Raw genomic sequence first — 23886 nt, 5'->3', positions numbered from 1 at the left:
AGTATTAAGAAAATATGCGTATAGTTTTTATGGGAACTCCAGAGTTCGCGGTGGCTTCATTGAAAGCATTGCTTGATGCTGGAGAAAATGTAGTTGCCGTAATCACCGCTCCAGACAAACCAGCCGGAAGAGGACAAAAATTAAATCAATCTGCGGTTAAGGTTTTTGCTGAAGCTAATAATTTGCCCGTTCTGCAACCCGAAAAACTTAGAGATCTGCAATTTATTGAAGACCTTAGATCGTATAATGCAGACCTACAAGTTGTAGTCGCATTCCGCATGCTTCCAGAAATTGTTTGGAATATGCCTCCTTTGGGTACTATCAATGTTCATGCCTCTTTATTGCCTCAATACCGTGGTGCCGCTCCTATAAATCATGCAGTTATTAACGGTGAGAAAGAAACAGGTGTAACTACATTTCTACTACAACATCAAATAGATACTGGAAATATATTGCTTGCGACCAAGGTTGAAATTGCTGATACAGACAATGCTGGAATTGTTCACGACAAGTTAATGCATGCAGGTGCTGAAACTTTGATCAAAACGCTAAATGGACTTCGAAATAAGACCATAACTCCTATACCGCAAGAAGACCTTAATCAAGAAGATTTAAAGCACGCACCAAAAATTTTTAAAGAAGATTGCCTTATCAATTGGGAAAATTCAACGGAAAAAATTTATAATCAAATTCGCGGTCTAAGTCCATATCCAGCGGCATTTACATTTCTGAACGATAAAGTGCTTAAGATATTTGAGACAAAAAAAGAAATTGTTGAACACAACAATCAGCCAGGCACTTTTCAATCTGATGGCAAGACATTTCTAAAGTTTGCAACAAATGATGGTTATCTCCATTTGAATGCCATTCAAATGGAAGGCAAAAAGCGCATGGAAATTAGCGAATTTTTAAAAGGGTATCGGTTTGAGAAATAATTGTTTTAGATCTTAATATTATTCTTCTTCGTAAACTATAATATCCCCTGGCTGACAGTCTAAAGCTTTGCAGATTGCTGCTAAAGTAGATAGACGGATAGCTTTCGCTTTATTGTTCTTTAATATCGATAGGTTGGATAATGTTATACCGACATGTTCACTCAATTCATTGAGCGACATACGTCTTTTTGCCATCACTTGATCCAAACGAATTACTAACTTTTTCATTTTAATAAAGTTTATATTGGAAAAACATTTTAGCTACAAAAAGGTTTTACATTATGAAACAAAAATAATTTATTGCTTTATAATGAGTTATTAACATATATTAATAAATTTTGGAATGATTTTTGAAGTCAGAAAACAACTTCCAAAGTATTTATAACTCCTTAATAATGAAGCGATAAATTACAAATTTATTACACAAAATGACGTAAAAATTTAGTATTTTTGCAACATCTAGAAAAAAGGTATAAAAATTAATGAGACAGCTCAAAATTACACAATCGATCACGAATCGTGAATCTCAATCTCTTGACAAGTATTTACATGAAATTGGTAAAGTTGACCTAATTACTGCTGAAGAAGAGGTAATATTAGCGCAACGTATTCGCGAGGGTGATCAAGTGGCATTAGAGAAATTAACAAAAACCAACTTACGTTTCGTCGTTTCTGTTGCTAAACAATATCAGAATCAAGGCCTTACATTAGGTGACTTGATTAATGAAGGTAACTTAGGCCTTATTAAAGCAGCAAAACGTTTTGACGAAACTAAAGGTTTTAAATTTATCTCCTATGCTGTGTGGTGGATTCGTCAGTCTATTTTGCAAGCTATCGCTGAACAATCACGTATCGTACGTCTTCCCCTAAACCAAGTGGGATCATTAAGTAAAATCAGCAAGGCTTTCTCCAAATTAGAACAAGAGTACGAACGCGAGCCTTCTCCAGAAGAATTAGCGGATATCTTAGAAACTACAGTAGATAAGGTTTCAGATACGTTGAGTAATTCAGGTAGACACGTATCAATGGATGCACCATTTGTACAAGGTGAAGAAAATACACTATTAGATGTATTAGAAAATTCTGATCCAGATACAGATAGTTCATTGATTGACGAGTCATTATCAGAAGAAATCAAACGTTCACTATCTACATTAACAGAAAGAGAAAGAGAGATTATCGTATTATTCTTCGGATTAGGATCAAACCACCCACTATCACTTGAAGAGATCGGTGAAAAATTTAACTTAACGAGAGAGCGAGTACGCCAAATTAAAGACAAAGCTTTGCAACGTCTTCGTCACACTTCTCGTAGCAAAATTTTAAAATCTTATTTAGGCTAATTTATTAGCTCATAAAAATTTGGAAAGCGCAAGATAGTATCTCGCGCTTTATTTTTTTGTCAAAATTTCATTATAAGACAATATAAAGATGAAAATTTGACAGCTACAATTATTCAAATCAGACAAAAATTCCGATTATAAGCTCAAAAAACTCAAAGGCATTTCATTTGTTAAAATACTGATGTAAGCGAAAGGAACATAACACATGAATTTTAATAATTATACAATCAAAGCGCAAGAAGCTATTCAAAAAGCATCGGAAATTGCAGCCGGCAATCAGCAACAAGCAATTGAGCCAGCACATATACTCAAAGCATTACTAACTGTAGATGAGAATATTATTTCTCACTTATTGAAGAAACTAAATGCAAATATAAACTACATCAGTACGGAAGCTGATAAATTAGTTGATTCTTTACCAAAAGTTTCAGGTAGTAATATTTATTTAAGCAATAATGCAGCAACTGTTTTGCAGAAGGCAACTAGTTACTTGAAAGAATTTAACGATGAGTATGTGTCTATTGAACATCTTTTATTAGCACTTCTCTCCTCTTCAGACAAAGTGGGAAGTCTCTTAAAAGATCAAGGAATAAATGAAAAAGATTTAAAATTAGCTATAAAAGAATTGAGAGGAAATAATAGAGTGACAGACCCAAATGCAGAAGCTACATATAATGCATTAGGCAAATACGCACGCAACTTGAATGAGTTCGCGGAATCAGGAAAATTGGATCCTGTAATCGGACGTGATGAAGAAATTCGTCGTGTGATGCAAATTCTATCGCGTAGAACGAAGAATAATCCAATATTGGTTGGTGAGCCAGGTGTAGGTAAAACTGCGATTGCTGAAGGTATTGCGCACCGTATTATCAAAGGTGACGCACCAGAAAACTTGAAATCTAAAACTGTATTCTCCCTAGATATGGGAGCTTTGATTGCTGGTGCGAAATATAAAGGTGAATTTGAAGAGCGCTTGAAAGCTGTGGTTAAAGAGGTTTCGGATTCTGATGGAGAAATCATTTTATTCATCGATGAGATTCATACATTAGTTGGTGCAGGTGGTGGCGAAGGTGCAATGGATGCCGCTAATATCTTGAAACCTGCTTTAGCTCGTGGTGAATTACGTGCTATAGGTGCAACCACATTGAATGAGTATCAAAAATATTTTGAAAAAGACAAAGCCCTTGAGCGTCGCTTCCAAAAGGTGATGGTCGAAGAACCGGATACACAAGATGCAATTTCTATCCTTCGTGGTTTAAAAGAGCGTTACGAAACGCACCACAAAGTGCGTATTCTCGACGAATCGATTATTGCGGCTGTTGAATTGTCTCAACGATATATCACAGATCGTTTCTTACCAGATAAAGCGATTGACTTGGTAGATGAAGCAGCTTCCAAACTACGTCTGGAAATGGATTCTGTGCCAGAAGCGGTAGATGAATTGGATCGTCGTATCATGCAATTAGAAATTGAGCGTGAAGCGATAAAACGTGAGAAAGATGAGAAAAAAGTAGCTGAATTATCTGAAACTATAGCAAATCTATCATCTGAACGTGATTCACTGAAAGCAGCATGGCAATCGGAAAAGACTTTGGTCGATCGTGTAAACCAAGAAGTTCAAAATATTGAGAACTACAAATTGGAAGCCGACCAAGCAGAGCGCCAAGGCGATTATGGAAAAGTGGCTGAATTCCGTTATGGTAAAATAAAGGAAGCACAAGATACCGTTGAAAAACTTAAAGCAGAACTGAACGAAAAACAAAAAAGTTCTCGCATGCTGAAAGAAGAAGTTACGGCTGAAGATATTGCAGATGTGGTATCACGTTGGACAGGCATTCCTGTTAGCAAAATGGTACAATCAGAGCGTGAGAAATTATTGAACCTTGAGGCTGAATTGCACAAACGTGTGGCTGGACAAGAAGAAGCTATTGAAGCGATTTCAGATGCAATTCGCCGTTCACGCGCTGGACTAAGTGATGCAAAACGTCCAATTGGTTCTTTTATTTTCTTAGGGACCACGGGTGTAGGTAAGACAGAATTAGCAAAAGCTTTAGCTGAATTCTTGTTTGATGATGAACAAGCTTTAGTTCGTATCGACATGTCTGAATACCAAGAACGTCATTCCGTATCGCGTTTAATTGGTGCACCTCCAGGATATGTGGGTTATGATGAAGGTGGTCAATTGACAGAAGCAGTACGTCGTCGTCCGTATTCAGTTGTCTTATTGGATGAGATTGAAAAAGCGCATCCAGACGTATTCAATATCTTGCTGCAAGTATTGGATGATGGACATTTGACAGATAATAAAGGTCGCGTGGTGAACTTTAAAAATACGATTATCATTATGACTTCAAATACAGGTTCACACATCATACAAGAAAATTTCTCTACATTGACAGATGTGAATCGTGACGAAATCATAGCGAAAACAAAAGATGAAGTTTTTGATTTACTGCAAAAATCCATTCGTCCAGAGTTTTTGAACCGTATTGATGAGATCATTATGTTCACGCCGCTGAGTAGAAATGAAATTGGAGATATTGTCCGTATGCAATTCAATCACGTAACGCGTCAATTGGCAGAACAAAATATTCAATTGACAGCGACCGAAGAAGCTTTAGATTGGTTGGCACAATTGGGATACGATCCGATTTACGGTGCACGTCCATTGAAACGTGTTATTCAAAAACGTATTTTGAACGAATTGTCCAAAGAAATATTAGCTGGCAAAGTTACATCAGATTCAGCTATTCAATTGGATGTGTTTGATGGTAAATTTGTATTTTTAAATAAATCAGTGGGATAATATCTAATAATTCTCCTTGTTTTAGTGGTTCTTTTCAGACATGAGAAGAACCTTTTTATTTTTTTCACATCTATTTAAGGCGTATTCATAAATAAGTAATATTTTAGCAAAAGATAACTAATATATAAATCTGTGGAAATTAATTGGTATGAGGTCTGGGCAAAAATCTTTATAAATAAAGATGAAAAGGCTTTTCAAAAATTGTTTCTTCATTTTTATAATGATTTAGTACACTTTTCTAATGCTATAGTAGGAGATCTTGAATTAGCCGAAGATATTGTATCCGACATCATGCTAACTATTTGGAAAGGTGAAATTGATTATAAGTCAATTAAAAATGTAAAAACATACCTTTTCAAGGCCACAAAAAACCGTAGCTTAAATACTATTAATAGGGACAAAATCCATCTAAAGTATGTGCATTCAAAAGTTATAACAGAATATGCTAGTAGCCCCGAACAATTATTACTTGATAAAGAATTAAAAGATATATTAGATAATGCAATAAATAATCTACCTGAAAAGACTAAAATGGCATTTGTACTTGTTAAAGATAATTCACTCACCTACCAAGAGGTTGCTGATATTATGGGTATAAGCAAAAATACGGTTGATAGGCATATTCAAATCGCCATTCAAAAAATAAAATCAACTTTATCCATTTTAAAGAGCTAATAACCATAGTTATACAAAAATATCCAATTTTGGATTGGTGATAATGATCAGTTAGTTTGTCTTAGTTATATAACCAAGACACAATGACAGAAGATCAATTTTATAATCTACTACATAAATATATTGCAGGTTCAATTTCGACTGATGAATTGGAACTTTTAAATAAGGAATTGGATCGAAATGCTGATCGCATGTCGGTATTTAACTATCTAACAAATAGCGCCGTAAAAAAAGATAGTGCTGAGATCCTTGATGAAAAATTTCAAAAAATATTAAATAATGTTGAAAGTAAAGAAATCAACGATTTTTCATCATCTAAAATAAAACTTTACAAAAATATATCTACATATATTGCAGCGGCTTTAATTCTAATCATAGGCTATTTCTCCTTTCAAACAATTTTTTCAAACCCGAATACCAGCAATACTTACAATATTGCAACCAAATATGGTGAACGAAAAGAATTTGTATTACCTGACGGAACGAAAGTATGGCTTAACGCCGGCTCTACAGTGCGCTATAAATTAGACGAATCGCAAAAAATACGCACAGTTAAGTTAGATGGAGAAGGATTTTTTGATGTAGAACATAATAAAGAATTTCCAATGGTAATAACCGCCAAAGAAATGGAAATAAAAGTAGTAGGTACATCGTTTAATGTTCGCGCTTATAAAGATGAACCTTTAAGCGAAGCAAGTTTATTATCGGGCAAGATTGAACTTCAAATAAAATCAGATAATAAAATAATTCAACAAACTGTAATGATCCCTGGTGAGAAAATAAAAGTTCTTAGCGAGAATCAACAATTGCTATCGACTAATCTGAAATATAAAGAAACTGAAAGTAATAATACACCTTTAAATATTTCAAAAACACAAATCACACTTCTAGAAAATAATACCTCTCCTCAAGAAACAGCTTGGAAAGAAAATGTTCTCATTATGGAAGGCGAAAGTTTAAAACAAGCATTGCCAAAACTAGAAAGGTGGTTTGGTTCAAAATTAGCCATTCAAAATCCAGTTTTAGATACAGTAAAAATTACTGGACCGTTCCAAGAACAAAGTATTGAAGAATTAATTCAGATCTTAAAATTATCAGGACTTACTATTAATTATAAAAAAGATAAAAATAACCAAATAACACTTTACTAACTATGAAATGAGATAAGGAAATCAATTAAAAAAGGGGACAGAATCTATCCCCCACTTATTGTAATGAATCAATTTTTAAGTACAATGCCCTGAGAAAGTAAGGTACTTTAACCAATTCAATCAAATTTATGAAAATTAATTCACTCTATTGCAGTGAACAATCACTGCTATTAAAAACTTTTATGATGGTAAAACTCATCATTTGTTTTATTCTTACAAGCACACTTCAAGTCGCAGCAAACAATTTAAAAGGGCAAGAAAAAATAAGTCTTAGATTGCATAATAGTAATCTAAAAACCGTTTTGAATGCTATTGAAAAACAAACAAATCTGAAGTTTGTCTACTTAGATAAATTGGTTGAAAATAAAGAAATAGAACAGCTAAACATTTCTAATCAACCTTGGAATCAAGTATTAGGACCCATTTTACAAAATGTAGGTTTATCTCTTCAATCTATTAATGATAATCGCATTGTCTTATCTCCTATCAAACCTACTCAAGAAGGAGCTATTATCAAGGGTATCATTACAGACAAACAAGGTTCACCACTTACTGGTGTTAGTGTTGTTGTCAAGGAAAACAATACAGGAGGTAGTACGGATATAGATGGTAAGTTTGAATTAAAAACTACAGTCAAAGAGCCGACATTAATAATTAGTTACGTTGGTTATATCACACAGACGATTCCATATTCCTCGGCTGATTTAAAAGTTGTATTAGATGAAGATTTGACAGCTTTAAATGAAATCGTAGTTGTTGGTTTTGGTACTCAGAAAAAGGCTAACTTAACAGGAGCTGTATCATCTGTTGATATGGAGAAAGTACTTGGAGATAGACCTGTAAGTTCTGCTTCTCAAGCTTTGCAAGGAGCTGTACCAGGGATGCAGGTTACATTTGGTAGCGGAAGACCAGGCCAAAGTACTGATTTAAATATCAGAGGAATCACGTCAATTAACGGAGGATCCCCATTAATTTTAGTTGATAATGTTCCTATGTCTTTGGATAATGTTAATCCCAAAGACATTCAAAATGTCACGGTATTGAAAGATGCAGCAGCAGCTTCAATATATGGTGCAAGAGCAGCCTTCGGTGTTGTCTTGATCACAACCAAAAAAGGAGCTAAAAACCAACCTACACAATTCAATTATTCTACAAATCTAACTTCATCGAGTGCCACAAGTCTACCAGAAAAAGCTTCACCGCTGGAATTTATCCAAGCACTTAAAGATTTTGGGAATACAACATATTGGACAGGACAGAATGTGGATACATGGTTAGGATTATTACAAGAATATCAGAGCAATCCAACTAAATATCCAGAAGGAATTACTACTGTAAACGGGACTCGCTATGCCTTAAAAGAATACGATATGTACAATGAAGTTTTTGAAAAAGGCTTTGAACAACTACATAATCTATCAGTAAGTGGAGGTAGTGAAAAAATTGCCTATCGTCTATCGGGTATGTTTACGAACGAAGATGGCATCATGGCTAGTGATAAAGATTCGTACAAAAAATACAATTTGAATTCGTATGTGAGTGCGGAGATCGCTCGAAATCTTAATATTTCAGGTAATATCTTGTATAGGAATGATGCAAGAAGAACACCAATGAATATGGGTGAAATGTTTTATAGAGCAATCTCACATGGCTCCTTCATCAATACAGGATTTGATATCGGAATGGATGGAACTGAAGTTCCTTATGGCACACCAAATAATTACTTGAAATATGAAGAACCAAGTGTCTTAAAAAGAGATGATTTCCGATTATTCGGAAAATTGGAGTACTCTCCTATTAAAGGATTAAATGTAACTGGTGAATACACTTTTAATAAAAACCACGATAACGACACTTACTATCAAGTACGTCATAAATACATGAATCCTAATAATTATACTGAAGAATATCTTTTTAACAACGAATACTATCAACGCACGAATTATACAACGCAGTACAACGCTTTGAATTTATATGCTAGTTATAACCATGCACTAGAAAATCATAATTTCAAGTACTTGATAGGTACTAACTATGAAAAAAGTCATAACCAAAGCTTTTGGGCTAATCGTGCTGATTTATTAAGTCCAAGCTCCCCTTCTTTAGGCACAAGTACTGGTAATCAGAGTGTAGGTGATGGTTTCGGTCAATACGCAGTCTTAGGATATTTTGGGCGTATCAACTACGATTATAACAATAAGTATTTGTTAGAAATAAACGGTCGATTTGATGGTTCTTCACGCTTTTTAGAAGGTTCTAAATTTGGATTTTTCCCATCTGTTTCCGCTGGTTGGAATATCGCAGAAGAAAACTTTATGTCTGACATAAAAAATCAAGTAAACCTATTGAAGTTAAGAGGGTCATTTGGAGAAATTGGAAACCAGGTTGTATTAAATAGTTCAGGAAGTCAAGTGTATTTCCCTGTTACACCGAATATGAATACTTCTAATGCCAACTGGATTAATCCAATAACAGGTATTAGACAATTAACAATCGCGCCTCCTAGTCTTGTTTCTTCAACATTTACTTGGGAAAATGTGCGTACATTAAATTTAGGTGTGGATTTAGGCATTCTTCAAGGCCGACTTAACACTAGCTTCGATTGGTTCAAAAGACAAACAATTGGAATGCTGTATCAAGGAGCTGATTTGCCAGCAGTATTAGGTGCGACTCCTCCATTCCAAAACAGTACAAACTTAGAATCTAAAGGTTGGGAATGGGAATTGACTTGGAAAGATAATATCAATAAATTTAATTATTCATTAGGATTTAATTTGTCCGATAACCAAGGATATATTACCAAACTTGAAAACAGCACTGGATTAATCAACTCATATTATGAAGGAAAGCAAATAGGCGAAATTTGGGGTTATGTTTCAGAACGCCTTTATACAGTTGAGGACTTTGTAGAAGGCTCACTAAATGCAAATCTGACAGGAGGAACATTAAAACAAGGAATTGCAGGTTTTACTGGCGTTGCACAGAATCCAGGCGATATCAAGTATGCCGATTTAGATGGTGATGGTTTAATTTTCTCAGGTAATGGGACACTGTCTAATCCAGGAGACATGAAAGTCATTGGAAATAATACGAGAAGATATCAATATGGAATAAATGGTAACTTTAATTACAAAAACATAGATCTTTCCATCTTCCTACAAGGTGTTGGAAAGAGAGATATCTGGATGAGTAATCATATTTTTTGGCCATTTAACAATGAATTCAATACTGTATTCAAGCATAACATGGATTATTGGACGCCAGAAAACACAGAATCACACTATGGTCGCGTGTATGCAAATGCAGGCTTAAATACTTCTGCGAATAAAAGAGTGCAAACCAGATTCTTACAGGATGGATCGTACTTGCGTATCCGTAACATCACTTTGGGTTATAATTTGCCACAAGAGCTTCTACGCACAAAATTTATCAAATCAGTCCGTTTATTCGCGACAGGTGAAAACCTATTCACATTTGACAATCTACCAACAGGCTTTGAAGCTGATGGTGCTGATTTGGGCTCAGGGGGTATTTATCCATTCCTGAAGAAATATAGTTTTGGTTTGAATTTTAACTTTTAAACGGTGAATCTTACAATGAAAAAATCAATTTTACATATAGGTCTAGTAATCGCTTTAGGACTATCAACAACAAGTTGTAGTAATCTTTTGGAATTATCACCCGAAGGTACACTTACAGAAAATACGACATTTACATCTTATTCAAATTTTGTTGCCTATTCATGGCAATTTTATGGGACATTCCCTGGTTATAGTAATTCTGTACCTAATTCAGAAGTAAATACCGATTTATTTGCATTAGCAAATGCAAATGCGACTTCAGACTGGCTTTGGAATCGTGTAGTAACACCAAGTAGCTCTGGAGATTACAACACACCTTACAATAATATTCGCAGTATTAATATTATGCTGGATAATATTGATAAGCCGAATCAATTGACAGATACGGAAAAAAAACATATGCGTAGTCTCGGCTATTTCTTTAAGGCTTATCATTATATGGATTTGTTAAATAAATATGGCAAAGCAATATGGGTAGAGAATGCACTTACCGATGGCGATGATGATATTCTCTATGGAAATACCTCATCAAGAGAAGAGATCGCTACTAAAATTTTAGAAATGCTCAACTATGCTGAAGAAAATATTAAACCAACTGGCGACGGCACAAATTCAATTAACACGAATGTAGTGCGCGCTTTACTCTCTCGATTTGGCTTGCGCGAAGGAACATGGAGAAAATATCACGGATTGCAACAAGCAGAAGTATATTTACGAGCTAGCGCTGAAGCTTCTAAAAAATTAATTACTAATATTCCTGATTTACATTCTGATTATGATGAACTTTTTAATAGTGAATCTTTAGCAAGCAATAAAGAAGTGTTATTGTATAAACAATATGAGGTAAATCAAATCACACACACCTTGGCTTCTTTAGCACGTAACTCTTCAGGACGTTGGGATTTGACAAAGGCGGCAGTAGATTTATATTTATTGAAAGATGGTCAAACGAGATACACAAGCCCTATGTTTGATGGAGATACTGATCCTTACAAAGAATTCAGAAATAGAGATACGCGTTTATATTTCACAGTTCCTCCTCCATATAAAACTGTAGTGAATCACCCAAGTTACACTTGGACACATACTACGAATCCTGCTGATCGTGAATACATTGATTTGATGAACACGTTATCCATTCCTACACGCAAAACATTACCAGCTGTGAATTGGCAGGGTTTAGTATTAGCACAAGAGCCCCATTTTGTTGATTATAATCTTGGACAGCCATTTAATGTAACTTATACAGGATATAGATTCTACAAATTCAGTAATAAAATAAAGATGTTACAAAATGAGGACATCAATGACGCTCCAATTTTCCGAATGGGCGAAGTACTATTAAATTATGCTGAAGCAAAATATGAATTAGGAGAATTTGATCAAAGTATAGCTAATAGTACGATCAATAAGTTACGTGCTAGAGGTCAAGTTTCTTCCCTACAAATTGCTACTATTGCAAATGATCCAACCAGAGACCCTAATGTATCTCCAATACTTTGGGAAATCCGTAGAGAACGTGCGGTAGAACTTATGGGAGAAGGATTTAGATTTGATGATCTTCGACGTTGGAAAAAAATGGATTATGCTGCAAAACGTAAAATTGGAAGATATATTACAAAAGGAATTGATGTACCGCAAAATTCGATTATACCTATTTTGAATGGTGCATCAGCGGGATATATCGCTTACGAAGATGTACCTCCTGCATTCTCTGATCATTATTATTTATACCCGATTCCTTCAGCAGAAATTGTATTAAACAATAATATAACACAAAATCCTGAATGGCAATAGGTACACAAATTAATGTCTAGTAAATTTACTTACTAGACATTATATTTCCATTTAATCAAAATACTTTAAATATGCTTAAGATAAAACACATACTATACTTTATCCTATTTTTAGCCTTATCTGCAAATGCGCAATCAAAAAAGCCAAATATTGTATTTATAATGGCTGATGATTTGGGTATTGGTGATCTTGGTGCGTATGGCCAGACTAAAATCAAAACTCCCAATCTAGATAAATTGGCTCAGCAGGGAGCAAAATTTACACAATTCTATGCAGGTACATCTGTGTGCGCGCCATCACGCGCATCCCTAATGACAGGAATGCATACCGGACACACTTATGTACGTGGAAACAAAGAAATTGAGCCCGAAGGTCAAGAACCCTTAGCTGACTCTATACGAACTTTTGCGATGGATTTACAACAAAATGGATATGTAACTGGAGCATTTGGGAAATGGGGACTTGGAATGGTCGGAACGAGCGGAGATCCAAACCTTAAAGGATTCGACACCTTTTACGGATATAATTGTCAGCGACAATCACACCGCTACTACCCTACGCATTTGTGGCACAATGACAACCGCGTAATCCTTGCTGGAAACAATCTAACAGACAAAGTTCATTATGCGCCTACTCTTATCCAAGAACAGACATTGAAATTTATTGATGACAATAAAGAAAAGCCTTTCTTCCTTTTTGTGCCTACAGTATTGCCTCATGCTGAATTAGCTGGCCCTGATGATGAATATTTCAAAATGTATGAAAATGCTTTTGTGGAGACTCCGCACAAAGGTCAAGATTACGGGGCAAATGCAACCATAGGTGGATATGCTTCTGTGGACAAGCCACGCGCCACATTTGCTGCAATGGTCACGCGTATGGATGCTTACGTGGGTCAAATAATTAATAAACTTGATGAATTGGGGTTGCGCGAAAATACAATCATCCTATTTACAAGTGACAATGGTGCACATCGTGAAGGTGGAGCTGATCCTGATTTTTTCAACAGTACAGCAGGTTTTAAAGGTGTCAAAAGGTCGCTATATGAAGGTGGTGTACGTACTCCACTAATCGTAAATTGGAAAAACAAAATTGCTCCCAACCAAGATATTAAACATGTTGGAGCATTTTGGGATGTGTACAACACAATGTTAGAAATCGCTAATTTAACAGCATCTACTCAAAGTGATGGGCTATCGTTTTTGCCGACACTCGTAAAAAATGGAAAACAAAAGAAACATACATATTTGTATTGGGAATTTCATGAAGATGGAGGAAGACAAGCAGTTCTATCCAAAGGTTGGAAATTAATTAAACAAAATGTCAAATCACCTAAAGATTCTTATTTCGAACTTTATAATATTGACAAAGATCCATTCGAACAAAATAATTTAGCGACTTCAAATCCTAAAAAAGTTAAACAACTTGCTAAGTTCATAGATGAAGCACATACTGAAAGTGAAATATATCCTTTGTTAGCTAAATAAAGCGCATCAATACCGAATATAAAATAAGGTTCTTTCTAACTACTGAAAGAACCTTATTGTTTTTACCACTTACCCCCAGGTAACCCCGTCTAGTTTTGGCACAATACGGCATACCATTTGATGATAATAATGCAAAAGAAAAGTTGCAAAATGAAAATTAAAAATATCCAAAAAGTAGTAGGTCCAATGCCAATAGGTGATCCATTTATCTTAGGCGCTTACCATTATGACAAATATCCGGAAGGCAATGGTAAATTCGGACCTAAAGCCTCTTTAGAAGGTAAAAATTTAGGTAACGATTTTGACAAAAATGCGGATTGGCGAATGTATCACGGCAAAGAAATACCAGGATTTCCATTCCATCCGCATAGAGGATTTGAGATTATTACCATTGCGGAAGAAGGATTTGCTGATCATTTTGATTCCAAAGGATCAAAAGGTCGTTATGGTGAAGGCGATGTGCAATTAATGAGTGCAGGGTCAGGTGTACTGCACGGGGAGATGTTCCCTCTGATACACGAAGATAAATATAATCCGTTGCGTCTATTTCAAATTTGGTTGAATCTTCCAGGAGCTAGTAAGATGACCGAACCACAATATAAAATGTTGTGGCATGAGAACATTCCAATAGCAAAAGTTGGTGAGGATGTTAAAGTCAAAGTTATTTTGGGTGAATACAATGGCATAAAGTCTATTGATGCTTTACCATACTCATGGGCAAAAGATCCAAGCCATCATGTCGGCATCGCTTTAGTAGATTTAGCTCCAAATGCAACATGCACTTTAGATGCTGTCTCAGAGACTATGAATAGATTTGTTTTCTTTTATGATGGTTCAGGAAGTATTGATATTGAAGACAATACTTTGCATCAAAATTATATAGCAGACCTTAATGGCGGTGAGGAAATCGTCATAAAAAATAGCGGTGAACGCACAAAGTTATTAATCTTAGAAGGTGAACCGATAAATGAACCTGTGGCAGCTTATGGACCAATTGTCATGAATACAAAAGAAGAATTGGATCAGGCATTTGCTGATTATCGAAAAACACAATTTGGTGGATGGCCTTGGGGGCATGAAGAAATTGATGTCGTACACCCAAAAGATGCTGGTCGCTTTGCCAGTTATAATTTCGGGAAAGAATTAGACAAACCTAATGCTTAACAATAAAGGAGTTCAATTCACATTTGAACTCCTTTTTTTAGTAATTGAACTTCGATTTTATTTTCTTGAATAATTTTATTATCTTCTCACAAAGTAAAATGAATTATGGATAGTGCAATTGTGATAAGAAAATACAAAACAGAAGATCGTACAGCATTACTGCAAATCATAAAAAACAATACACCAAAATATTTTGCAGAAACCGAAATTGAAGATTATAAAACGTATCTAGAAGAAGAAATTCAAGACTATTTTGTTGCTGAACTGGATGATAAAATTATTGCTGGAGCAGGAATAAATTACGATAGAGACAAGCAAATCGCTAAGATAAGTTGGGATATTGTAGATATTGGCTTTCATAAGCAAGGAATCGGCTCTTTGTTATTAAATCATCGTTTGGAAATCATTACAAATCGTAAAAATATCAAATCCATCATCGTACGTACTTCACAACATGCGTATGCCTTCTATGAAAAAAATGGCTTCAAATTGCTCGAGCGACATAAAGATTATTGGGCTGAAGGATTTGATATGTATAAAATGAGTTTGCCAAAAAATAAAATTGTCGGAGCAGAATAGTAATTTTAAATTTTATAATTAAGTAAATATGAATAGTTCAAAACCCATTGGGATAATATTAGTAGCTGTAGTTTTTATAATAATAATCCTGATGTTTGGATTACCTACTTATAATGTTTGGCAGCAAGAAATGGCTGGAAAGGCTGAAATGGCTAAAGCCGAACAAAACCGTAAAATATTAATCGAAGAGGCACGTGCGCGGTTGGAGGCAGAAAAACTAAATGCACAGGCAGAGGTCGAGCGTGCTAAAGGTATGGCTGAGGCTATGAAATTAGAAATTGGCACACTAAATAGCACGTATAATCAGTACCTATTCATTCGCACACTTGAGAAATTAGCTGACAAAGGTGATTTGCCACAAATTATATACATGCCATCGGAAGGTCTAGTACCTGTCTTGGATGTCAATCATTCTAAAAAATCAGTGCAACCTGTTGAGTAAAGGATGATTTCGAATATCATTCTTACAAATAAAGCCTTCAATTTTTGAAGGCTTTATTTGTATTTATTAAGTCTTGAACTTCTAGATTTCTACATCGATTAGGGCTGCTAGAGGAATTAAAACCCCGCTTTTGATTTGCACATATTTGTCCGTAACAGACCAAACTGTTGTTTCCACACGCAATGGTCCATCTATAGTATTAAAAACAATGGAAGCTTTTGATTTGAATTCGTTGCCAAGACGCTGGGCCTCTACCAATTTACTTCTCAATTCTTCGGATCTATTTGTCTCAGCGGCTATAAATTTATGATTTAAGATATCTTCTTTCTCGATTATTGTTCCTATCATGTTTATTTAGATTTAAATCCGACATTTAATTATTAGATAAGTAAATATAAATAAATGCAGAAATAAATGAAAGAATGCAACAAAAGAAATACGCAAATTAATAGATTTAGCGGATGATCAATGTAGCTTTAAACAACATAGTGTTACTATTGATTATGAGTTCATTCTTATCTGGATAAAGTAGCGACAAGCGAGCCTTTAAATTGGAAATTATACTTGTCGACTCTTGATTATTCAAATGATGATTTACATGATTGCTCACCTCTAATTTTATCTGATCTCCTACACTATTAAATTTTATACGTATAGGGTATTTTTCCAAAGAATTGTATCCATATATAAGTGCATTTTGAATTAACGGAAAAAGTATAAATGGTGCTATAACACTCGAAGAATTAACTGCAATATTATTGTGCAATTTCACATAGAAATTAGATTCAGCGAGAATTTGATATGCAGAAATATAACTTTCTATGTTTTCAATTTCTTTCGATAATTCTAAATCCTCCACCAAATTTACAGCAGTCATCTTAGAGAGATATTCTTGGAGAGATTCTAACTGATTTTGTTTGAGAGCCAATTTAATTAGCTGCGTATCCAACATAGCAGAATGAACACTTAAAGCAGCAGCCAATTGCATTTTCTCAATATCAACTTCTTGCTCTTTATTAAATAAGTTTGAGATGAAATTTTTCATGTTATTCTAAGCCTGACACACCTCCCGACACAACCAATTTCATCGCATCTGTAGCAGACATATTTAATTTTGATACATATTTGCTTTCCACCACAACAACCTGTCCTGCTAGTGAATAAGAAAACGGAAAGTAAACAATTACTTCACCTTCCAAACCAATTTTCGCTAAGTCTCGTTGCGTTAAAAAACCAATTTTTTTTAAACCCATATCATTCACTTTTACTAATACAGGTTCGTTGAATTTTTTAGCATCACCAACAAAAGCCTCGGTAAAATCCTTAATCGAAGAATATAGTGTATTAAATAATGGAATTCTATTTACTGTACGACTTAGCCAATTACGGATAGGCTCAGTTACGAAAGTGGTAAATATAAAACCAACCAATATTAGAATACAAATTACCATTAATAAACCTCCTCCAGGAATGTATAACGGATGCCCATTTTCATCTTCCAGAAAATGCTGCGAAATATTAAGTGCATTATCGAGTGAAGCGAAAATCCAAATAATAAGAAATACAGCACCAGCAACAGGCACAACAAAAAGTATACCTTTAATTAGATAATATAAAACCCTTTGAAACAACTTCTTAAACATATTAATTTAGATTATTCGTAATAATAAACCCGTTTGACACGAGCCGAAATGCCCGTTAGCAATTCATATGGAATAGTACCAATTCGTCGAGATGCCTCAGACACATCTGGAAATACAATTACTTCGTCTCCCTCTTTTGCATATACATCAGTCACATCAAGCATACACATATCCATACAAATATTACCTACCGTCCGAACCATTTGACCATTCACTAGCATTTCTCCGACTCCTTTTCCAAAGCGTCTATTATAACCATCGGCATAGCCAATTTTCACAGTAGCAATAATGGAATCTCGCGTCAAAACACCTTTTCTATCGTAGCCGACGGTCTCTGTTTTTGGAATATGTTTGATTTGAGTTATTGTAGTTTTCAATATTCCAACTTCTTCCAAATCCAAATCTTGTGAACTCATGTCATAACCATAAAGACCTATTCCTAAACGAACCATATCCATATGGGCTTCTGGATGCTGAGTGATACCCGAAGTATTGCAAATATGTCGAATAAAATCACAGCGCAAGGCATTTTTGATTTTATTGACTATAGTATTATAAACAGTAATTTGATTTGCTGTGAAATCAATCAAATCTTTAGATCCTGCTCCTACCAAATGAGAGAAAACAGATACAACTTTCACCTCTTTATGATATATTAAAATATCAAGTAAATCATCGATTTCGCTTTCCATAAATCCAAGTCTGTGCATGCCAGTATCCAATTTCAAATGTATCGGATAATTCTGTATATTCTGATCTCTTAAATATTCAACAAATGCTTTAAGTATTCGCAAGGAATATATCTCAGGTTCAATATTATATTGAATAATATCATCGAATGCACTTTCATGTGGACTTAGAACCATTATGGGCAATTTGACTCCTGCACGTCGCAATTCACTACCTTCATCTACAAATGCTACAGTCAAATAATCCACATTATTAAATTGCAATACATTCGCGACCTCAAACGAACCACTGCCATATGAGAAAGCCTTAACCATTGCCATCATTTTCACAGAAGAATCTATTTTAGAACGGTATTCCTTAAGATTATGCTCCAACGCTTTCAAATTAATTTGCAAAACTGTTTCGTGCGATTTTTCTGTTAACCGACGACTTAGTGATTCTAATTTAAATTTTCGTGCCCCTTTAATTAAAATGACTGCATTCGAAAAGTCCAATTGCGACAAATTTGCCAATAATTCTTCGGTATGATCAAAATAGTGAATGTTTGCTTTCGAAGTTGGAACAAATGATTTAAATCGATTACCAATCAAAACAATTTCTTCCAAAGAGACTGAACTAAGTAAATTCTGTAATTTAGTCTGAAATTTTTCGGTCCACTCCTCACCCTCAAAATCACTTAAAACCAACATCTTTCTTTCAAATTGATTTTGTTGATTCAAAAAATCCAAAGCAATATTGAGTGAAGCTAAATCATTTGAATATGTATCGTCAATAATACTACTGTGGTTCTTTCCCTTCTTAAGCTTTAGACGCATATCCAAAGACTTTAATGTGCGCATTCTCTCCTGGATTACATTAACGTCATATCCCATCTCTAGCATGAACAGTACGCAAGTAAGCGCATTATCAATTGAAGCTTTGTCCGTAAATGGAATTTCAATTTGAAATTCCAAATGCTTGTAGGCGAGCGACAGTTGAGAAGTCAAATTTAAATTTAATATTGATTTTACTTGTAGCTTATCTGTCGGTAAATTTCCCCAACTAACTACGCGCGATTCGGATAAAAACTCCTCAGAAAGTTGTGCAGAAGGCGCAATAATTTTTTCAGCGTGAGTAAACAACTTCCATTTCTCTTGCAATTTTTCATCTTTCGAAGAAAAACCTTCACTATGCGCTGTTCCCAATGAGGTGAAAATTCCCCAATTTGGCTGAATCATTTTCTGCAAATAGTGCATTTCATCGCGCTTACTTATTCCTGCCTCAATAAAAGCCAATTCAAAATCATTCGATAAATTCCATAGAGACAACGCCACACCAAGCTGGGAATTATAGCTTTTGGGACTTTGATACACTTTTTCATCATACTTGAGAAGTTGCACCAACCAATCCTTTACTATAGTTTTGCCATTAGTTCCGGTAATACCAACAATCGGTATATTAAGTGTATTCCGATGCCGTGTAGCCATGGCTTGCAAAGCGCGCAACGTATCTTCTACCCAAATAAAATTCGCATCAGAATAAGAATTAATATTCAGATTTAAATCGGAAACAACAAAATTTCGAATGCCTTTCTCATAGGCATCTTTTATATATTTATGTCCATCTTGATGACCCTTCAAGGCAAAAAACACACTTTGTTCTCCTGTACGTATTTTACGTGTATCGTACGCCAGCTTATCAAATGTCAAATCTGGATTTGGAAGCGTCTTTTTTAATAATTTTAAACTTTCGAGGAAATCAGATATTACGTACATAGCTTTGTTGTTAATACAAATTTGACCATAATTTTTTAATATGTCTTCTATTTTTTCAAGATTTGTACTATGGAAGATTTCGAAAGAAATAAAAAGAAATATACTCCCCATCAGGCAAAATTAAAGATGGAAAGTTATTGTGCGTATCAGGAGCGCGCGCAACAAGAAGTTCGTGACAAATTATATGAAATGGGTCTATATGAGAATGATGTAGAAAATATTATTGCAAATTTAATTTCTGAGAATTTTTTAAATGAGGAACGTTTCGCTAGAGCTTATGTGCGCGGTAAATTTCGAATGAAAGATTGGGGAAGAGTTAAAATTATACAACACCTTAAATCAAAAAGAATTACGCCACCATTGATTAAAATCGCACTAAAAGAAATCGATCATGATGAATATATTGAGAAGCTTGATCATCTTATCAAAAAGAAAGCAGGTGATGATATCCAAAGATTATCATACACAGATAAAGCCAAATTGGTGCGCTATATTCAATCGAAAGGCTACGAGAGTGATTTAATTTTTCAAAGATTGAAAGATTAGTATTTTTGTTAAATGACAAAAATGTAACAGAATTAATATTTTGTTGAAACTAAGATTTATTTATTTTTACGGAATAATTCATATTATATCAAAAGATTAGACAGCTCTACATGCGCATAAGACTTGTTCAGTATATACTTTCAATTATTCTATTGACTTGTTTGGCTTACAAGACATCTTCTACTTTGCTGCATGCCGTTTCCCACGAAATTGAATTTTTAGAGCATTTTGTTGGAGAAAAGGAAACGAAAGAGGTTGAAAAATTATACGAGATAGAAGTCTTTTTTCAGTCACACATTGGTTTTTTCTTTAGTTCAAATAGTCGCAAACTGGATTTTTTTGATCCCAAAAAAATGCTTCCTTTCCGACATTTTCATTTGCATTACCCGCCTCCAAATAGTATAGCGTAAAAACTATATCTTTTATTTATTAATACAAATTTTCATTTAAAATCATATAACTATGACTATCAAAACTATCGTCATTATAAGTGCTATTTTGGGTATCGCTAACACAGCAAGTGCTCAACAAATAAACGAGAAAGAATTAAAAGTAAATGTTCAAACGATTTCTAAACCATTTGCTGTTTTAAACAGTATAGAGCCCGTAACATTTAATTACAATACGGATAAATATAAAGCATTCGAATTACCGAAAACAAAACAGTTTGGTTTTACTACAGAAAATGCGTCACCAGAAGTTGTTAAGACGCAATCCAAAATTTATAAAACTGGTAAAAATGCGACTAAAGCAATGAAATATGACGAAGTAAACAACGAAAACTTAATTCCTGTTTTAGTAGCTGCCATCAAAGAACAACAAGCCGAGATTATAGCTCTTCGCAAAGAATTAGAAAATTTGAAAAAAGCAGCTGAATAACGAAAGAATAAGGGGATTTTGATGAGCAAAATCCCCTTTACCATTTATAAACCAATTTGACAAATTGTAGAACTCTGTTTAGAAAGCATATACCAATGCTAATGATACTTGTGAAGCAGATTTTGTTGCTGTAGTGAAATCGCTTTTCAAGAAAGGTTTTGAATCATCCGAATCAAATCTGAACTCAGGAATCAAAGACAATCCTCCATGAGTTAATTTTCCTGACAATGTCAATGAGGTTACTGATGCTCCATCAACCGCCCCCACATCTTTAAATTTAAAGTATTCACCTCTCGCGCCTATTTGAACATTTTCAGTAATACTATATTTAGGATACAATGCAACTCCTTGATACCCTCCATCTGTCTTGAATGAATAATCAGCAGCATTAAGACCTAACGAGAATTTTTCTGTAAAATCATAACTAGCCACTAAATCATAAATAGTACCAGAGGAATATTCATCTTTTCCTCCTGCAGAGGAACCAGTTAAGAAATTAGCATATACACTTAATCCATCCACTGGAGCTAAACTCAATTGGGCACCAAAATGCGAGACACCGTTTAAATCTTTATATTCATTCCAATCATTAAACAATCCAGCCATTAAAGACACTTTGTCAGAGAACGCATACGTACCTTTAATACCTGCATTTTGAAATGGTCCAGCTCCGAATAAATATGAAGTACTATAGTGAAAATTTGCAGCTGGCGAAATTACTTCATATCCAATGAATGTTCCCATAAAACCTGCTGTCATTGAAAATTTTTCTGTGAAAGCATAATCCATATAGAGATTTTGAATATGAAATGTATTGCTTTCATTAGCACTTTCTCCATCTCCGTTTAAAAGTGATTGGTATTGTCCACGAGGACCAAAAGATAATTCGCCTACAAATGAAGCTTTACCAGTTGATTTCTTTAAGCCTAAACTTATCATTCCAAAAGAAATAGAATTATGATCGTTAGCAAAATATGTTCCGATATTTTCACCTTTTGCAAAATCATATTTGTAATAAGCATCAGCAGACCCAGAAATTTCAATTCCACTAGTATTTTCTTGCGCATAAGCGAATGCACCCATCATAAATAACGACAATAGTAAAGATTTTTTTCTCATAAACTTGTTTTTAATTTGTGTTAATAGGTTAATTAATTATTTTGAATAAAAATAATTCCATATTCAACAAAAACCACATTAAAAATTACATTATTTACATAAAATATATTGCGATTTTTATTTTTCAATAAAATTACAAGACAAATAATGGAAATATTTAAATACAAAACAAGAAAAATTGCAATTTTTAAATAAAAAACTAATTAAAAACCTTAACAATTATTCATTTTATTGATTTTAAACACATAATTAACCAAAATAAAACAACAAAAGAATTGAAAATATAATCAAAAACAATTTTACAAGATAAATTCTAAAAATAATTCTACTCAAAACTCAGATTTACAATTTTTATTACCTGTCCTAAAATTATTATCACTGATTATCAAACAAATGGAGCTTTTATGCAGAAAAAAGCGCTTTTATTTTGAAAAAAATTTTGAAGAAATGGATTATAGCTCTATATTTGCATCATCAAATCGGGAAGGACGCGATGTTCGAAACAGAATTGAAAGACTTAAAAAAGCGAAAGTAGCTCAGTTGGTAGAGCACAACCTTGCCAAGGTTGGGGTCGCGAGTTCGAATCTCGTCTTTCGCTCCCAGAGTTGCCTAGGTGGTGGAACTGGTAGACACGCAGGACTTAAAATCCTGTTCCTGTTAAAGGAGTGCGGGTTCGATTCCCGCCCTAGGTACTTCAAACCCTTGATAACACATTGTTATTCAAGGGTTTTGTTTTTTATAAGGTGTAAAGAAAGTGTAAAAGTTTGCGAGATATTATTTGAAAAAACTAAATTATAGATAGGTGTTTTGTAACATAGAAAATATGGGTTCAAATACCTACGACTCCACAAAACAACTTGAAATTCAATAATTTACAAGATTAACACCCAAAACTACACCCAGTTTTGGGTGTAGTTATATTAATACAATTCAAAATTATGTTGAAGAGTTTATTTAATAATATTCATTAATCGTATTTTGCTGTAACTCGCGAAAGGTGTATTAAAAGTTCGAATCCTGCCACCCCGACAAAAGCCACTGATTATCAGTGGCTTTTTCTTTTTTCGGACACATTTCGGATAAATTATATCTGAATATTGATTATTCAATAACCTAAGCAAAGTTAAGTTAAGCTAGAAGAATAACCCTTCTTAAAGAATGATTGGAACATAATGCTTGTTTCTATAGAGCGTGAAAAGTTCATCTTATTCTTATAAAAAATCAAGAGGGCTAGGAGTCTTTTGCTTGTCTATGTCAGTGATATGAGTGTAGATCATAGTCGTTTTTATATTTTC

Annotated in this window: 20 protein-coding genes and 2 tRNA genes; 16 read left to right on the top strand and 6 right to left on the bottom strand. The window is 34.3% G+C overall.

Annotated elements, in window-relative coordinates:
- Positions 1–14: 14 nt before the first annotated feature.
- Positions 15–935 (top strand): methionyl-tRNA formyltransferase, encoded by a 921-nt coding sequence (gene fmt, locus FLS47_RS07120; RefSeq protein ID WP_149913687.1) that lies wholly within the window; start codon positions 15–17, stop codon positions 933–935.
- An 18-nt stretch (positions 936–953) separates the two neighbouring features.
- Here the strand turns inward: fmt and FLS47_RS07115 are convergent, their stop codons facing one another.
- Positions 954–1163 (bottom strand): helix-turn-helix domain-containing protein, encoded by a 210-nt coding sequence (locus FLS47_RS07115; protein ID WP_149913686.1) that lies wholly within the window; start codon positions 1161–1163, stop codon positions 954–956.
- Between the two features lie 254 nt (positions 1164–1417).
- Between FLS47_RS07115 and FLS47_RS07110 the strand changes: the two genes are divergently transcribed.
- The 10 genes from FLS47_RS07110 (at position 1418) to FLS47_RS07065 (ending at position 15960) form a co-directional block, all read left to right on the top strand.
- The gene (locus FLS47_RS07110; protein WP_079642450.1) at positions 1418–2278 is read left to right on the top strand and encodes a sigma-70 family RNA polymerase sigma factor; all 861 of its coding nucleotides are present in this window, start codon (positions 1418–1420) and stop codon (positions 2276–2278) included.
- Between the two features lie 205 nt (positions 2279–2483).
- A complete protein-coding gene (gene clpB / locus FLS47_RS07105; protein ID WP_149913685.1) occupies positions 2484–5084 on the top strand; it encodes an ATP-dependent chaperone ClpB in 2601 nt (866 codons plus the stop codon).
- Positions 5085–5216: 132 nt separating this feature from the next.
- On the top strand, positions 5217–5759 hold the full coding sequence (locus FLS47_RS07100; protein WP_188347380.1) for an RNA polymerase sigma-70 factor: 543 nt from the start codon (positions 5217–5219) through the stop codon (positions 5757–5759).
- An 83-nt stretch (positions 5760–5842) separates the two neighbouring features.
- Positions 5843–6910 (top strand): FecR family protein, encoded by a 1068-nt coding sequence (locus tag FLS47_RS07095; RefSeq protein WP_149913683.1) that lies wholly within the window; start codon positions 5843–5845, stop codon positions 6908–6910.
- 182 nt (positions 6911–7092) lie between these two features.
- The gene (locus FLS47_RS07090) at positions 7093–10491 is read left to right on the top strand and encodes a SusC/RagA family TonB-linked outer membrane protein (RefSeq protein ID WP_188347379.1); all 3399 of its coding nucleotides are present in this window, start codon (positions 7093–7095) and stop codon (positions 10489–10491) included.
- Positions 10492–10506: 15 nt separating this feature from the next.
- Positions 10507–12288, top strand: a complete 1782-nt coding sequence (locus FLS47_RS07085; RefSeq protein ID WP_149913681.1) for a RagB/SusD family nutrient uptake outer membrane protein — start codon at positions 10507–10509, stop codon at positions 12286–12288.
- Positions 12289–12359: 71 nt separating this feature from the next.
- Positions 12360–13775, top strand: a complete 1416-nt coding sequence (locus tag FLS47_RS07080) for an arylsulfatase (protein ID WP_149913680.1) — start codon at positions 12360–12362, stop codon at positions 13773–13775.
- Positions 13776–13925: 150 nt separating this feature from the next.
- Positions 13926–14939, top strand: coding sequence for a pirin family protein (locus tag FLS47_RS07075; protein WP_149913679.1), 1014 nt, complete (start codon positions 13926–13928; stop codon positions 14937–14939).
- 105 nt (positions 14940–15044) lie between these two features.
- Positions 15045–15518 (top strand): GNAT family N-acetyltransferase, encoded by a 474-nt coding sequence (locus FLS47_RS07070; RefSeq protein ID WP_149913678.1) that lies wholly within the window; start codon positions 15045–15047, stop codon positions 15516–15518.
- A 28-nt stretch (positions 15519–15546) separates the two neighbouring features.
- Positions 15547–15960, top strand: coding sequence for a flotillin family protein (locus FLS47_RS07065; RefSeq protein ID WP_149913677.1), 414 nt, complete (start codon positions 15547–15549; stop codon positions 15958–15960).
- An 81-nt stretch (positions 15961–16041) separates the two neighbouring features.
- Here the strand turns inward: FLS47_RS07065 and FLS47_RS07060 are convergent, their stop codons facing one another.
- The 4 genes from FLS47_RS07060 to FLS47_RS07045 form a co-directional block, all read right to left on the bottom strand.
- Positions 16042–16308 carry a hypothetical protein gene (locus tag FLS47_RS07060; RefSeq protein ID WP_149913676.1) on the bottom strand — a complete coding sequence of 89 codons (267 nt, stop codon included), beginning with the start codon at positions 16306–16308 and terminating at the stop codon, positions 16042–16044.
- A gap of 106 nt (positions 16309–16414) precedes the next feature.
- Complete coding sequence (locus FLS47_RS07055) at positions 16415–17005, bottom strand: LytS family sensor histidine kinase (protein ID WP_149913675.1); 591 nt, start codon at positions 17003–17005, stop codon at positions 16415–16417.
- Between the two features lies 1 nt (position 17006).
- On the bottom strand, positions 17007–17603 hold the full coding sequence (locus tag FLS47_RS07050; protein WP_149913674.1) for a DUF502 domain-containing protein: 597 nt from the start codon (positions 17601–17603) through the stop codon (positions 17007–17009).
- Between the two features lie 11 nt (positions 17604–17614).
- The gene (locus FLS47_RS07045) at positions 17615–20047 is read right to left on the bottom strand and encodes a bifunctional UDP-N-acetylmuramoyl-tripeptide:D-alanyl-D-alanine ligase/alanine racemase (protein WP_149913673.1); all 2433 of its coding nucleotides are present in this window, start codon (positions 20045–20047) and stop codon (positions 17615–17617) included.
- Positions 20048–20116: 69 nt separating this feature from the next.
- Here FLS47_RS07045 and FLS47_RS07040 point away from each other — a divergent pair, with 69 nt between their 5' ends.
- The 3 genes from FLS47_RS07040 (at position 20117) to FLS47_RS07030 (ending at position 21472) form a co-directional block, all read left to right on the top strand.
- Positions 20117–20593, top strand: coding sequence for a regulatory protein RecX (locus FLS47_RS07040; RefSeq protein ID WP_149913672.1), 477 nt, complete (start codon positions 20117–20119; stop codon positions 20591–20593).
- Positions 20594–20703: 110 nt separating this feature from the next.
- Complete coding sequence (locus FLS47_RS07035) at positions 20704–21003, top strand: hypothetical protein (protein ID WP_149913671.1); 300 nt, start codon at positions 20704–20706, stop codon at positions 21001–21003.
- A 52-nt stretch (positions 21004–21055) separates the two neighbouring features.
- Positions 21056–21472, top strand: a complete 417-nt coding sequence (locus FLS47_RS07030) for a tail fiber domain-containing protein (protein WP_149913670.1) — start codon at positions 21056–21058, stop codon at positions 21470–21472.
- A 78-nt stretch (positions 21473–21550) separates the two neighbouring features.
- Here FLS47_RS07030 and FLS47_RS07025 read toward each other — a convergent pair whose 3' ends face one another.
- Positions 21551–22591 carry an outer membrane beta-barrel protein gene (locus tag FLS47_RS07025; protein ID WP_149913669.1) on the bottom strand — a complete coding sequence of 347 codons (1041 nt, stop codon included), beginning with the start codon at positions 22589–22591 and terminating at the stop codon, positions 21551–21553.
- 525 nt (positions 22592–23116) lie between these two features.
- Between FLS47_RS07025 and FLS47_RS07020 the strand changes: the two genes are divergently transcribed.
- Together FLS47_RS07020 and FLS47_RS07015 are read left to right on the top strand one after the other, a co-directional pair.
- Positions 23117–23189: transfer RNA gene (locus tag FLS47_RS07020), tRNA-Gly, on the top strand.
- A 9-nt stretch (positions 23190–23198) separates the two neighbouring features.
- A tRNA-Leu gene (locus tag FLS47_RS07015) sits at positions 23199–23283 on the top strand.
- The last annotated feature ends 603 nt before the right edge of the window (positions 23284–23886 follow it).

Origin of the sequence: Sphingobacterium cavernae, assembly GCF_008520265.1 — a bacterium.
GTDB lineage: Bacteria > Bacteroidota > Bacteroidia > Sphingobacteriales > Sphingobacteriaceae > Sphingobacterium > Sphingobacterium cavernae.
This window is presented reverse-complemented; position numbering and strand designations above follow the sequence as displayed.